This window comes from Rhodovibrio salinarum DSM 9154, assembly GCF_000515255.1.
GTDB lineage: Bacteria > Pseudomonadota > Alphaproteobacteria > Kiloniellales > Rhodovibrionaceae > Rhodovibrio > Rhodovibrio salinarum.
In genome coordinates, this window is record NZ_KI911559.1 from 3,528,760 (window position 1) to 3,541,764 (window position 13,005).

At 67.4% G+C, this 13,005-nt stretch carries 13 protein-coding genes; 4 read left to right on the forward strand and 9 right to left on the reverse strand.

The annotated features are described in order from the left end of the window. Window positions 1–3 precede the first annotated feature (3 nt). Together phnH and phnG are read right to left on the reverse strand one after the other, a co-directional pair. Window positions 4–633, reverse strand: coding sequence for a phosphonate C-P lyase system protein PhnH (gene phnH / locus RHOSA_RS0116380; protein WP_156092780.1), 630 nt, complete (start codon window positions 631–633; stop codon window positions 4–6). A gap of 4 nt (window positions 634–637) precedes the next feature. Continuing rightward, window positions 638–1,159 (reverse strand): phosphonate C-P lyase system protein PhnG, encoded by a 522-nt coding sequence (phnG, locus tag RHOSA_RS0116385; RefSeq protein WP_244880662.1) that lies wholly within the window; start codon window positions 1,157–1,159, stop codon window positions 638–640. Window positions 1,160–1,296: 137 nt separating this feature from the next. On the opposite strand from phnG, the gene phnF reads away from it, so the two are divergent. Further along, window positions 1,297–2,022 carry a phosphonate metabolism transcriptional regulator PhnF gene (gene phnF, locus RHOSA_RS0116390; RefSeq protein ID WP_027289534.1) on the forward strand — a complete coding sequence of 242 codons (726 nt, stop codon included), beginning with the start codon at window positions 1,297–1,299 and terminating at the stop codon, window positions 2,020–2,022. A gap of 3 nt (window positions 2,023–2,025) precedes the next feature. Here phnF and phnX read toward each other — a convergent pair whose 3' ends face one another. The 7 genes from phnX to phnC all read right to left on the reverse strand — a co-directional run bounded on the left by phnX (window position 2,026) and on the right by phnC (window position 10,070). Continuing rightward, window positions 2,026–2,853, reverse strand: a complete 828-nt coding sequence (gene phnX, locus RHOSA_RS0116395; RefSeq protein ID WP_027289535.1) for a phosphonoacetaldehyde hydrolase — start codon at window positions 2,851–2,853, stop codon at window positions 2,026–2,028. Between the two features lie 47 nt (window positions 2,854–2,900). Beyond that, window positions 2,901–4,067 (reverse strand): TIGR03364 family FAD-dependent oxidoreductase, encoded by a 1,167-nt coding sequence (locus RHOSA_RS0116400; protein WP_027289536.1) that lies wholly within the window; start codon window positions 4,065–4,067, stop codon window positions 2,901–2,903. Continuing rightward, window positions 4,064–5,641 (reverse strand): alkaline phosphatase family protein, encoded by a 1,578-nt coding sequence (locus RHOSA_RS0116405; protein ID WP_027289537.1) that lies wholly within the window; start codon window positions 5,639–5,641, stop codon window positions 4,064–4,066. The genes RHOSA_RS0116400 and RHOSA_RS0116405 overlap by 4 nt, the downstream gene beginning before the upstream one ends. Before the next feature lie 10 nt (window positions 5,642–5,651). After that, window positions 5,652–7,034, reverse strand: coding sequence for a phosphonate ABC transporter, permease protein PhnE (phnE, locus tag RHOSA_RS0116410; RefSeq protein WP_051432232.1), 1,383 nt, complete (start codon window positions 7,032–7,034; stop codon window positions 5,652–5,654). A 20-nt stretch (window positions 7,035–7,054) separates the two neighbouring features. After that, on the reverse strand, window positions 7,055–7,963 hold the full coding sequence (phnE, locus tag RHOSA_RS0116415) for a phosphonate ABC transporter, permease protein PhnE (RefSeq protein WP_081728780.1): 909 nt from the start codon (window positions 7,961–7,963) through the stop codon (window positions 7,055–7,057). A gap of 124 nt (window positions 7,964–8,087) precedes the next feature. Further along, window positions 8,088–9,029, reverse strand: a complete 942-nt coding sequence (phnD, locus tag RHOSA_RS0116420; protein WP_037256515.1) for a phosphonate ABC transporter substrate-binding protein — start codon at window positions 9,027–9,029, stop codon at window positions 8,088–8,090. A gap of 180 nt (window positions 9,030–9,209) precedes the next feature. Continuing rightward, window positions 9,210–10,070 (reverse strand): phosphonate ABC transporter ATP-binding protein, encoded by an 861-nt coding sequence (gene phnC, locus RHOSA_RS23060; protein WP_081728781.1) that lies wholly within the window; start codon window positions 10,068–10,070, stop codon window positions 9,210–9,212. Window positions 10,071–10,345: 275 nt separating this feature from the next. On the opposite strand from phnC, the gene RHOSA_RS0116430 reads away from it, so the two are divergent. From RHOSA_RS0116430 to RHOSA_RS0116440, 3 genes are all read left to right on the forward strand, one after another. Next, complete coding sequence (locus RHOSA_RS0116430) at window positions 10,346–11,020, forward strand: LbetaH domain-containing protein (protein ID WP_081728782.1); 675 nt, start codon at window positions 10,346–10,348, stop codon at window positions 11,018–11,020. Between the two features lie 338 nt (window positions 11,021–11,358). Next, window positions 11,359–12,444 (forward strand): TRAP transporter substrate-binding protein, encoded by a 1,086-nt coding sequence (locus RHOSA_RS0116435; RefSeq protein ID WP_027289542.1) that lies wholly within the window; start codon window positions 11,359–11,361, stop codon window positions 12,442–12,444. A 13-nt stretch (window positions 12,445–12,457) separates the two neighbouring features. After that, window positions 12,458–12,988 carry a TRAP transporter small permease subunit gene (locus RHOSA_RS0116440; protein WP_037256517.1) on the forward strand — a complete coding sequence of 177 codons (531 nt, stop codon included), beginning with the start codon at window positions 12,458–12,460 and terminating at the stop codon, window positions 12,986–12,988. Window positions 12,989–13,005: the final 17 nt, after the last annotated feature.

Consider the following 13,005-nt stretch of genomic DNA (forward strand, 5'->3'; position numbering starts at 1 on the left):
GCCTTACCCCTCCTGCGCGTCGGTAATGCGAGTGGTGCGCGGCAGCGCCGCCAGGCGGCTGCCGTGGGTCAGGATCAGGTCGACCCCACAGGGAAAGGCCGCCCCGTTGTCCCGCCAACGGTCGACGAAGTCGCCGGGCAGCCCCTCGGTCGCCAGCCTGGCCGTGTCCTCGATCCCCGGGCCCGCCAGCGTCCAGGCGTCGGGCCCCTCGGCCTCTAGGCGCGGCACCTCGATAACCAGGGTGGCGCTGCGGTCCGGATAGCGATCGAGCCCCTGCGCACAAGCATCCAGCGCGGGCAAACCAGCAGCGTCCGTCAGGACGAAGGCCGCCTGCCCAACGTCGTCCAGCACCGGCGCGTTGCAGTGGAACTTCAGATAGCCAACCGCAGCCTCCGTCGCGATCGCCGGGGCCAGCCATAGCGGTGCGTCGGCATCGGCCAACGTTAGGCAAACGGCAGCCATCGCCGGCGACAGGCCGGTTGGGGGCGCCAGCTCCTGACCGCAGGTCTGGAGCGTCCCCGGCCGGGCCATCGCTTGCAGGAGACCACGGAAGGCCTGCTGCGCGCCGTGAACAGGATCGGCGAAGCCAGGCTGCAGGCCGGCATCTCCGGTGATTTGGAACGCGGGCGCCATGGTGTCAGTCATCTCCGCGGGTAACGGTGGTGAAGTTGACCTTGGTGGCGCCCGCCTTGCGGGCCGCCGCGGCGCGACGGGCGGCGGCAGCGTCCAACAGCGGGCGGATCACGACGGCCTCCAGCCGGTCGGCCCAGGCCGGGTCCTGTAGCAACGCGTCCAGCACCGCAGCGCGCTCGGCGTGCGTCTTGTCGCGCCCCATGACGTAGGCGTGTCCGGCGATGCCGTCGGCCGTCCCGTCGACGATCCGGACCGTGCAGCGGGTGATCGTGATCTCGCCCAGGTTGAAGCGGCGGCCATCGCCACCGATCCGCCCGCGGGTCATCACCATCCCCGTCTCCGGTGCGCGCAGCCGCTGCCAGTCCGGCAACGCGGGCAGGTTTGACCAACAGCCGGCTAGTTGACCCGGATCGGCTTTCGCCAACGCCCCCATCCAACGCTGCCGACGGGCGACAGGATCGGACGACGGCACACCGGGGTCGGCTATGCCCGCATCGTGGGCATGGGTATCAGGAGACGCGCTCACGGGCTCGACAACTCGCAGATTTGTCTAGATGTCTATATGACTAAATGCTAGCCTGCGGCGAACCGGTCCGGGTGTAAAGACCGGGGGTATGAAGCTTTCGTGAAGCCTTTCCCATCAAGAACTTAACGGGGATCATCTTGGCCGATCTGGAACGCCGCGGCGGGCTTGCGATCTGGCGACAGATCGCCCAAGAGCTGGAGGCCCAAATCGACGCGGGCGCCCTGCGACCGGGCGCTCAACTGCCAACCGAGGCGGCGTTGGCCCAGCGCTATGGCGTCAACCGCCACACCGCGCGCCGGGCAGTAGCCGATCTCGAGGATCGCGGCCTGGTCACGGTCGCGCAGGGCCGCGGGACCTTCGTGTGCACCGAACTGATCGACTACCGCCTATCCCGGCGTACCCGTTTTTCCGAGAATATCCGCCGCAACAAGCAAACGCCGGGCGGCAAGCTGCTCGCCGCTGCGGTAGTGCAAGCCGACCGGGCGATCGCCGAGCGTCTACAGATCCCGATTGGGGCCAACGTGCAGCGGTTGGACTCGCTGCGCACCGCCGACGGTGTCCCGATCAACCTGTCGCACCAACACTTCCCCGGCGATCGCTTTCCCGGACTGGCCGACGCGGTCGAACGCCACGGCGCGATCACGCCGGCACTCGCGGAGTACGGGGTGGGCGATTACACCCGCCGGGAAACCCGCCTGTCCGCCCGTCCCGCCAGCCGACGCGAGGCGCGCCTGCTCGCGCTGGCCGAAGGCGCACCGGTACTGGTTGCGGAGAATCTCAACGTCGACCCCGACGGCCGGCCGGTCGAGGTCAGCCAGACCCTTTACGCCGCCGACCGGGTGCAGCTGACGGTCGAGCCGTAGCGCCTACGGCTGCGCGCCCCGTGCCAGGGCGACCTCGATCGCGTCGAGCGCCGCCGGCAGGTCCGCGATCGTGTCGACCACCTGGTGGGCACCCGCACGCGCCAGCCGGGTGGCAGCAACCTCACGCAGCGCCGCCTGCCGCTCGGTGGGCAGCCCCTGCCAGTCGGCCAACGACAGCCCAACCTCGTTGCCGGAGATGGCAAGCGAGACGGTCCACATCCCGGCGTTCAGCCCTTCCTCAACGTCGCTCACCGTGTCACCGACCTTGACGCAGGCGGCGGCCGGCCAGACGTCCAAGGCTTCCATCGCCCGCTGCGCCATGAACGGGGCCGGGCGGCCGCGTGCGACCTCGTCGACCGCGACGACGACATCCGGCACGTACCCTTCTGCCGCCGCGCTGTCGCGCACGCGGTCCATCATCTCGCGGGTGTAGCCGCTGGTGGAGCCAAGCGCGATACCGCGCCGGCGCAGTTCCGCCGCCGTTTCCACCGCGCCCGGAATCAGCGCCCTGTGAATCTCCAACGCCGCGAGCTGCTGTGGGACAAAGGCGTCGAACAGACGGTCAACGTCCGCGGCTTCGGGCGCGCGGCCGTGCACTGCTTCCCAGCGCTGGCCGATCGCGGAGGTCCCCAGCATCGCCTCGATGTGGTCGCGCTTGTGCCGGCCCATGAAAGCACGCGCTTCTTCCACCGAGACCGCGACGCCCGCATCCTCGAAGATACGCTGGAACACCGCTGCCGGTGCCAGGCAGCCGAAGTCCACCGTGGTGCCCGCCCAGTCAAGCACCACGGCACGCACGGGCCCGGTGTAGCGGCGTTGATAGGCGAACATGGGGCCTCCCGTTGTCTCTTGGACTGCCCAGCGGCCGCGCCCTGCCCTCACACCGGCAGGGGGGACGCGCTGGGATCGCGATCGAACAGCTCGCCAACGCTTTCCTCGGCGAGCGCGAAAGCGGTGGACATGCCGGTGCCGGAGGTGATCACCACCTGCCGAACGTCGGGGCGCGGCCGGTCGATCAGATTCTCCCGCCCGGCGCAGGCGGCGTAGACCCCGGTCCAGCGCTCGGTCACGCGGACATCGTCCAGCGCCAGCGTGGCGCGCGCGACGTTCAGGATCGCGTCGTCGACCTCCGCCGGCTGGAAGGGATCGGGCGCGTCCGCGTAGGCGTGGCTGTCGCCCAGGACCAGCGAGCCATCGGCGCTTTGCACCGCGATCAGGTGGATGCCGTGGGCAAGCGCATGGCCAGCACTCGGCTCCGCTTCCAACCGCTCGGTCAGATCGGCGGCCTCCGCTAAATCGGCATAGCCCGGGTAGCGGACCAGCGACAGGTCGCCCATCACCGCCGCCGTCTGCCGGTAGGTGCCGGGCAACGGGGCGGCACGCAGCATGTGCAGCTTGCACTTGGACAGGCCATAATCCGCCAGCCGCTCAGCGAACGGGCCGGTGGCATCGCTGCCGGGGCAAATCGCGATCGCACCGGCCTCCACCGGTCCAGCGCTGGTCTCGACCCGGGGCGGATCGACCGCGCGCACGTTGACGCCGAAGGCGAACGTGACGCCCAACGCCTCGGCCAGCCAATGCGTCAGACGCGCGATCGCCTGCCTCGCTTCTACCCGGCGCTCGTGCGGACTTTCCAACACGCCTTGCAGCGCCTCAGGATTCAGATGCGGATAGCGCGCCAGCGCCGTGTCGGGATCGAGCAGCCGGCAATCCGCGCCCATTTCCGTGGCGAGGAAACTCTCGACCACCGCCAGACCTTCTTCCGTCTGCACCGCGAGCGTCAGGCCGGAATGCAGGTTGGCGATCCCGGCCGGACCGGCAAGTTCGTCCCAGACGTCACGGCTGCGCAGCGCCCGACACCACTGCGCGCCGCGTTCCTGGCCGGTAACAGTGACGAAACCGAAGTTGCGGATCGACGCGCCGACGTTGGCAGCCTCGCGGTCCAGCACGATCACCCGCTTGCCCAGCCGTCGCGCAGCCAGGGCATGCGCCAGCCCGACGATGCCCGCGCCGACGACTGCCAGGTCGTAGGGTCCCTGGCTCATGCCGCGCCCTGCTCCCGTTGCGCCGCCCGGCGCGGACCGCGGTAGATCGTGGGCCCGCCCTCGCTCAACAGGGTGTTCGTCCAGGTTCGGTCGGCGTGCAGAAGGCGCTTGGATAACAGCGCCTGGGCGCAATCCCGCTCGATCGCCGCATAGGCTGGATCGCCTGCCAGGTTCCGGCTTTCGTGGGGATCGACCTCCAGGTCGAACAGCAGTGGCGGCAGACCAGCACAGTGCACGTATTTCCAGCGCGACCCGCGCAGCGCGGCAAGCGCGCATTCGTCCGGCGCCAGCCCCAGATGCCGTTCAGCTTCCAGCTTGGCCACATCGCGGAAATCGAACTCGAACATTGCCGTCTCGCGCCAACCGGCCGGCGTGCGCCCCTGCCGAACGAAAGGACGCAGGCTGCAGCCGTCACACACCTCAGGGACGACGCCGCCAAGGGTATCCAGGATCGTCGGCACGACGTCCACCGCCTCGGTGATCGCCGCGACCTCTGTACCGCGGGTGGTCTCCGCATCAGGGTCGCGAATGATCAACGGTACATGGAAAGCGCTGTCGAAATAGCCTTCCTTGCCGAACAGCCAACGTTCGCCAAGCAGCTCACCATGATCGCCGGTGACCACGACAAGGGTCTCGTCAAGCTCGCCGGTCGCCCGTAGTTGGTCGAGAATCCGGCCGAGGTGATGATCGACTTCCGCCAGCAGGCCGAAGTATGTCGCAATCATCTGGCGCAATTCGGCCGCGCCCAGCGCGCACAAAGTCGTATCGTGGCCGGTGTAGATGTCGGGCGCATCGTGCTTGGCGTGCAACCAGTCGTGCAGCGGATGCGCCGCCCGCTCCGCAGGCAGGGACCGCGGGCGCGCGGGCAACGGCACGCTCTCAGGATCGATCAGGCTGGCCCAAGGCTCTGGCGCGATCAGCGGCGGATGCGGACGCAGGTAGCTGAGATGGATGAACCAGCCTTGACCCGTCCGCGGCCCCAGCCACTCCAGCACGCGATCGGTCAGGAAGGCCGTATCGCTATCCTCCGCCGTGTAAATGGGGCGCGGCGGGTGCCGCTCCGGTCCCGCGAAGCCGGCACCGCCGTCGACCGGCCGGTAGATGTCCGACGGTCGCGCCGGCAGGTCGTAGCCTTTGGCCTGAAGGTGGGCGAGCCAGGGCCAGGACACCTCGTTCATGGGGCAGCCGATATCGAAGCCTGGCAGCACCCCCGCATAGGATTGCAGCGCCGGGTCGCCTGCGGGCCGCGTGCGTGGGTCGGGCGTGGTGTCGGTGTACCCGAACAAGGTTGGCTGAAAACCGAGCCGGCGCGCCTCCAGCGCCAAGTTGGTGAACCGGCTGTCCAGCGGGACACCGTTGCGGACCGACCGGTGAACCATGGCGTACAGGCCGGTCATCAAGGAGGCCCGTGCTGGACCACACGGGCTCGCCTGAGCGAAGTGGTTGCGGAAACTCACCCCCTCGCCCGCCAGCCGGTCCAGGTTAGGGGTGCGCGCACACGGGTGACCATGCGCCGCCAGCGCGTCCGCGCGCCACTGGTCCAGGGTCACGAACAGAACTTTTTTCACACTCACGTCGCCTGTCTCAGCTCCCTTCCGCCGACCCGATCAGGCGCTTGCGCAGCCAGCCCGAGACCGAGTCCATCGCGATCACGACCAGCACGATGATCAGCACGATGTAGGCCGTGTTCTCCCAATCCTGACGGGTCTTGATCGTCTCCATCAGCTTCAGCCCGATGCCACCGGCGCCGAGCGCGCCGACGATGGTCGCCGAGCGGGTATTGGACTCGAAGAAGTAGAGGAGCTGCGAAACGAACACCGGCAGGATCTGCGGCAGCACGCCGAAGCGGTACTTCTGCAGCCGGCTGGCGCCGGTGGCCTGCACACCCTCCGGTTCCCGCCGGTCGATGTTCTCGATCGCCTCCGAGAACAGCTTCCCGAAGGTGCCGGTCTCGGTGAACATGAAGGCGAAGATGCCGGACAGCGGTCCGAGCCCGAAGGCGCGGATGAAGATCAGCGACCAGATCAGGTGGTCGACCGCGCGCAAACTGTCGAACAGCCGCTTGACGCCGAAGCGCACGCCGCCCAGCGGATTGACGTTGTAAGCTGCGGCGAAGGACAGCGGCAGCGCAATCAGGGCGGCGCACAACGTCCCCACGATCGCCATGACCAGCGTCTGCACCATGGCCCAGAAGATCACGCCATGTTGCCACTCCGGGTTCTCCCAGAACTCCGCCAGGATGAACTGCCAGTTCGGCATGTCGAAGGAGAGCTGTTCGTCGGAGAAGAAGGCCAGGTCGATCAACTCGCCCAGCGACTTGCCCTTCAGCTCGCTGTCGAAGGTGTAGAAGAAGTTCTCCCAGCCGAGGAAGTAGCGGTGGACCTCCACCTTCGACTTAGTGATCTGCACCCGCGCCCAGGTATCCAGCCGGCCATCGACCTTGGCCTCGCTGATCTGCAGCCAGTCCGGCACGTCGGCGGAGAGCACCTTGACGCCATCTTCGCGTGCACGCACCCGGATCGGCTCGCCACCGGCCGGGCGGATCGTCACCAGCCCCGGCTCCATCACAACCGAGCCACTATCGCCCAGGTCGACCGTCTGGCTGGCACCGGACAGGCTCACCCACTCGGGCGGCGTATCGTACTCGTTGAAGCGGCTGCCCTCGAGCTGGACCGTGACCTCCTCGGGCGCGCCGACCTCCTTGGTCACGTGCACCTTGTGGGCATACATGTCGAGCGCGTAGAGGCCGATCAGATCGCCGCGTGCCTCCCGCACGACCCGCGGCACCTCGAAGTAGAAAACCGAGAACACGAGGTAGGCGATGGCCGCAACCACCGCGCCGATCGGGATCAGACGCTGGCGCCAGCTGGTCTGGATCGCATGCGGCTGACTGGCTTCAAGCGCGCGCAGCCGGTCCTGATCGGGTGCTCCCGGGGCGGCGTGCGCGCTGTTGGTGCTGACGGTCATGGGAGACGTTTCCGCGCGGCCTAGATCACGCCCGCGCTGCCGGTAAGTTGCCGGCGCGCCCAGGTCGAGAAGTAATCGATGGCGATGATGGTTGCGATCAGCAGGAACATGATCGCGGCGACGTCGGCGCCGTGCTTCCAGCCGACGTTGGTCTTGAGCGCCTGCCCCAGGCCGCCGGCGCCGACGAAGCCGACGATCGCCGAAGCGCGCACGTTGATCTCCAGACGCAGCAGGCCATAGGACAGGAAGTTCGGCAGCACCGTCGGCAACACGCCGAAGCGCATCCGTTGGACCCAGCTGCCGCCGGCCGCCTGCAGGCCGTGCACCGGACGCATGTCGGCGTTCTCGTTCACCTCGGAAAACAGCTTGGCGAGCGCGCCGGTGGTATGAAAAGCGATCGCGAACACCGCGGCCAAGGCTTCCGGCCCGATCACCAGCACCGCGAACAGCGCCAGCACCAGTTCCGGCAGCGCGCGGGTGATGTCCATCACCCGGCGCATCGCCCAGACCAAGGGTTTGCTGCCGACCAGATTGCGGCTGGCGACGAAGCTGAGCAGCCCGCCGCCGACGAAGCCGATCAGGGTCGACAGGATTGCGATGTTGATCGTCTCGATCAGGGCAGGCACGTACTTCCAGACCACCGCGAACCAGCCCCAGCCGCGCGCCACCGCCTCGCCGATGATATCGGCGGGGTAGTCGAAGAAGGCGGTGATGCCGCCCCAGAAGGTGCCGCTATTGGCCTCTTCGGCCGTCTGGAAACCGCCGACGATGATCACCGTGCAGACCACAACCATCAGCAGGGTATAGAGGTTGCGGCGACGGACGACGCTGGCGTAGCTGGCCTCGATCTGATCGAGCCGCTGGTCGCTCAGCGTCCGCGCGGCGCTACCGGACAGCCCGCTGCCTGTCGCGGAGGAATCGCTGGCCATTAATTGGTGGCTCCGGGTGCGCGGATATCGGCTATTCGAAAAAGGGCGCCGGGAAGCCGACGGGGCACGGGATCGGACCGCGTCCCGCCGCGCTGACCGGCGAGCGGCGTTCAGTCGAGACTGATTAGTTCGCCTCGGCCTGCTCGATCTCCTTCCGCCGGGCGTTGACGATGCCCTGGTAGAAGTCGTGGTTGACCTCGAAGAAGCCGGCGTAATTGCCGCCGAAGGTCTGGTAGAAGCACTCCGGGTCATCCCAGGGCATGGTCATCAGCGAGCCCTTCACGGCCACCTTGACCTGCTGCGGCAGGGTGGTGCGCAGCACCGCCGGGCCGTTCGGGATCAGGTCGGACATCCAAACCTGCTGGACCTCGGACATGTCGAGCATGCCCTTGTCGACCATCTTGCGCAGGTTGCCGGAGGTGAAACCGTTCTCCCATTCGCCAACGCCGGAGGTCCAGGTCACGGCGACGTCGACGTCGCCGTTCAGCAACGCCAGGACGTTCTGCTCGTGACCGCCGGAGAAGGTGGTCTTGGCGAAGTAGTCGTCCGGATTGATCCCCATCTCGTCGAACGCGCTGACCGGGATCAGGTAGCCGGAGGTGGAGTTCGGATCGGCGTAGCCGAGCAGCTTGCCCTTGGCGTCCTCGATCGTCTCGATGCCGGAGCCCTTCCGGCTCAGCATGATCGAGTGGTAGCCCTTGGCGCCGTTGGTCTGGATGCGGCTCAGCACCGGCTCGACCGCGTCCGGGTCCTCGATGTGGATGCCGGCATAGCCGCTGGAGCCCAGGAAGGCGTAATCCAGAGTGCCGCCGAGCAGGCCTTCCATCGTGCCGGCATAGTCGGACGATGGGAACAGCTTGGTGTCGACGCCCAGCAGGCTCTCGAACCGGTCCTCCATGCACTGGTACTTGCGCAGGCGGTCCTGCTCGTTCTCGCCGCCGATGATGCTGACGCGGAAGCTATCGATGCCGGCTTCGGGACGCTCCTGAGCCTGTGCCACGCTCGCGCCGGTTACACCGATGACGGCAGCCGCAGCGGCCAGGCTGATCTTCTTCCAGGCGTTCATATGCCTCTCCTTGGGATGAAGCGGGGGGTACGTTCGTGGTTTTGGCGGGAAGGGTATTGTTATCGTCGCTGGGGGCGACGTGACGGGTCCGACGGCCGCGGCCGGCGCGGGCCCTCCTCCCGACCGGCGCCCCCTTTGTTCACGGCGTTCGCCGTCCCCGATTGCGGCTGGCGCGACAGTTCAGGCGGTGCCGAGCGCCGGCTCTCGCTCGAACGCCCCCGCGCGGCCGGGCTCTGCCTCTGGCATCGCGGTCCCTGGCATCGCGGTCCCTGGCATCGCGGTCGAGGTCGTGGCCTCGTCGAGCTCGCTGTCGGCGCCATAGATCTCGCGCACCTTGGCGTCGGTCAGTTCGGCGACCGGGCCATCGAACACCACGCGGCCATCAGCCATGCCGATCACCCGCTCGCAGTAGCTGCGGGCGGTATCCAAGGTGTGCAGGTTGCAAACGACCGTGATGCCGTCCTGGTCGTAGATACTGCGCAGCGCCTGCATCACGATCTGCGCGTTCAGCGGGTCCAGCGAGGCAATCGGCTCGTCCGCCAGCACCATGCGCGGGCGCTGCATCAGGGCACGGGCGATCGCGACGCGCTGCTGCTGTCCGCCGGACAGCGTCTCGGCGCGTTGCAGCGCGGTTTCGGCGATCCCCAGACGGTCGAGCGCCAGCAATGCCTCGCGCCGCTCGTCGGCGTCGAACAGCTTGAACAGGCTCTTCGGCGTCGCGGTGGTGTTCAGCCGGCCCAGCAACACGTTGGTCATCACATCCAGGCGCGGGACCAGGTTGAACTGCTGGAACACCATGGCGCAGTCGCGCTGCCAAGCGCGCTTGTCCCGACCGGTCAGACGGCTGACCTCAACGCCGTCGAACGTGATCGACCCTTCGGTGGCGTCGGTCAGGCGGTTGATGCAACGCAACAGGGTCGACTTGCCGGCACCGGAGCGTCCGATCACGCCGACCATACCGACACCATCGACCCGCAGACTGACATCGTCGACGGCGGTCACATTGGCGTAGCGCTTGGTCAGATTGCGCACGTCCAGCATTTTCGGCCCCCTCCCTTGGTGGCGGCAACAACCGATCCCTCAGCAGCGGCCCCTGGCCGCGCCGGATACGGCAGCGTTTCGCGTTGAGATGAGGTGCTACAGCCCGGGTGCGACAGCCCGCTTGCGGTTCGGTTAACCTTCTTTGACAGCCCGCTAGCTGTGTTGCAGCGCGATGACAGCGCTGCGGCCAAAACCGGACGAAAGTGGGCGCGGCAAACGGAAACATCGACGCCTGTCATCGAGGTTTCACCGCCGGCGGGCTAGAGAGGCGGGCCATGAACACACAATACGACGACCTGACCTACATCGCCGCGGCCGGTGATACGCAGGACCGGCAGCCGCCATTGCGCGGCGACGGCCCATCGATCCATCCCGACGCGGTCGTGCGGGAGTCGCACATGGGGTCCTGGACCCTGGTCGCCGCGCGGACGCTCGTCTCCGAAACGCGGTTCGGCGCCTACAGCTACGTCATGGACAACGCCGCGATCGAGCGGGCAACCGTCGGCCCCTTCTGCTCGATCGCCGCGCACACCTGGATCAATCCCGGTAACCACCCGACTTGGCGCGCCTCGCAGCACCATTTCCAGTACCGCGCCGACCAGTATGGCCTGGGGGAGCGGGAAGAAGCGTTCTTCGACTGGCGGCGCGACCATCCGGTGACCCTGGGGCCCGACGTCTGGATGGGCTTCGGCGCGGTCGTGCTGCCGGGTGTCACGGTCGGCACCGGCGCGGTGCTCGCGGCGGGCGCGGTCGTGACCCGCGACGTCGCGCCTTACCAGATCGTCGGCGGCACCCCTGCCAAGCCGATTGGCGAACGCTTTCCCGCCGACATCGCCGACGCCCTGCAGAGGATCGCGTGGTGGGACTGGCCGCACGAGCAGTTGAAGTCCGCCTTGCCCGACTTCCGCGCCCTCGACGTGCGTGCGTTCATCGCAAAGTACGGCGGGTAGCGGCAGGCCTTCTCCGATGGCAAGGCCATCTATGGCGTTGAGACCGACTTGACGAGCGGCTTACAACTGCCCGATTCATAAGGCGATGTGGGTTCGGTGTAGGAAGATACGCCACCACTACGCGCACGTGTATTGGCACGCCCATGAATGGCGTCCTACTAAGTCCACTTGCCTACTTTCGGAGCACTTGCGTCTATTCTTGACCAAGATGCTCAGTTTTTCCGCACGCCGCATACCGCATCGCAGCACACCTACACAGAATCCATAACCCAAGGTCTTGGCACACGCCTTGCGTCGACCCGATGGGTACAAAAACCACCCATCGGAGGCTTGGGACGATGCAACGTCGGGACTTCTTGAAGAATTCGATCGCCGGCGGGGCGGCGGTCAGCGTCGCCGCGCCCGCCATCGTACGGGCGCAGGAAAGCTTCACCTGGCGGATGACCAACGCCTATCCGCCGAACTCCCCGTTCTACGTCACCGGCCCCGGCAGCCCCGAGGACTTCTGCGCCAAGGTCGACGCGATGTCGGGCGGTCGGCTGAAGATCCAGCACTTCGCCGCCGGCGAGCTGATCCCGGCGATGGAGGGGTTCGACGCCGTCTCCCAGGGCACCGTGCAGGCCAACGCCGCCAACGCCTACTTCTGGGCAGGCAAGAAGTTCGCCGCGCAGTATTTCACCACCGTGCCGTTCGGCCTCAACTTCCAGGGCATGAACGCCTGGCTGTACCACGGCGGCGGCCTGGAGCTGTGGCACGAGATCTACGAACCGTTCGGCGTGGTCGCCTTCCCGATGGGCAACACCGGCGTGCAGATGACCGGGTGGTTCCGCGATCCGATCGAGAGCGTCGACGACTTCGACGGCCTGAAGATGCGCATCCCGGGCCTTGCGGGCCAGGTCTACAAGGAACTCGGCGTCGACGTCCGCCTGCTGCCCGGCGGCGAAATCTTCCCGGCGCTGGAGCGTGGGGTGATCGACGCGGCGGAGTTCGTCGGCCCTTACCAGGACCGCCGGATCGGCCTGCAGAACGCAGCCAAGTACTACTACACGACCGGCTGGCACGAGCCGTCCAACGCCACCGAACTGCTGATCAACAAGGGCGCGTGGGACGAACTGCCGGACGATCTCAAGGCGATCGTGCGCACCGCCGCGATGGCCTGCAACCTGGAGAGCCACGCCTGGTGCGAGGCGAACAACGCCGACGCGCTCAAAGACCTGGTGGAGAACCACGGCACGGTCGCCCAGACGCTACCGGATGAGGTCGTGCTGCGGCTCAAGGAGATCACCGCCGACGTGCTCGCCAGCAAGGCGAGCGAGGACCCGGAGACCAAGAAGGTGCACGACGCCTTCATGGCGTTCCGGGATAAGCACCGCTCCTGGGCGGCGATCAGCGAGAAGCCGTACCACAACCTGATCTCCAGCTGACCGGCCGGTCACGATGGGGACCGCCGCACGCACCGCCATCCGCGCCAGCCGGGTGCTGGGCCGGACGATCGACCATCTCGGCCAGGCGGTCGCCTGGCTGATGCTGGCGCTCGTCCTGCTGGTCGCGGGCAACGTGTTGGGCCGCTATCTGCTGGGCTTCTCCAGCGTGGCGGCGCAGGAGCTGGAGTGGCACCTGCTGGTCCCCATCGCCCTCTTGGGTATGGCCTACGGCATCCGCCGCGGCGGCCACGTGCGCGTCGACGTGTTCTACGAGCACTTCGGCGCGCGCAAGCAAGCGGCCGTGGACCTGCTGACGGCGGTGCTCACCGTCCTGTTGGCCGTCGTCGCGATCCAGCTTTCGATCCCCTACGTCGAGCAGGCCTACCGGATCGGTGAAGGCTCGCCCGACCCCGGGGGCCTGGCGAACCGCTTTATCATCAAGGCCTGCCTGCCGCTCGGGTTCCTATTGCTCGCCTTGCAAGGCGTCGAACTGGCGATCGAAAGCGCACTGCGCGTCGCCGGCCACAGGGTTGAGACGCGCTGACCGGCCGGCCCTTTCGC

Coding starts and splice junctions, on each gene's coding strand:
- phnH (WP_156092780.1), bottom strand. CDS start 633: ATGGCGCCCGCGTTCCAAATCACCGGAGATGCCGGCCTGCAGCCTGGC.
- phnX (WP_027289535.1), bottom strand. CDS start 2,853: ATGTTCGCCTATCAACGCCGCTACACCGGGCCCGTGCGTGCCGTGGTG.
- RHOSA_RS0116400 (WP_027289536.1), bottom strand. CDS start 4,067: ATGAGCCAGGGACCCTACGACCTGGCAGTCGTCGGCGCGGGCATCGTC.
- phnE (WP_051432232.1), bottom strand. CDS start 7,034: ATGACCGTCAGCACCAACAGCGCGCACGCCGCCCCGGGAGCACCCGAT.
- phnE (WP_081728780.1), bottom strand. CDS start 7,963: ATGGCCAGCGATTCCTCCGCGACAGGCAGCGGGCTGTCCGGTAGCGCC.
- phnD (WP_037256515.1), bottom strand. CDS start 9,029: ATGAACGCCTGGAAGAAGATCAGCCTGGCCGCTGCGGCTGCCGTCATC.
- phnC (WP_081728781.1), bottom strand. CDS start 10,070: ATGCTGGACGTGCGCAATCTGACCAAGCGCTACGCCAATGTGACCGCC.
- RHOSA_RS0116430 (WP_081728782.1), top strand. CDS start 10,346: ATGAACACACAATACGACGACCTGACCTACATCGCCGCGGCCGGTGAT.
- RHOSA_RS0116435 (WP_027289542.1), top strand. CDS start 11,359: ATGCAACGTCGGGACTTCTTGAAGAATTCGATCGCCGGCGGGGCGGCG.
- RHOSA_RS0116440 (WP_037256517.1), top strand. CDS start 12,458: ATGGGGACCGCCGCACGCACCGCCATCCGCGCCAGCCGGGTGCTGGGC.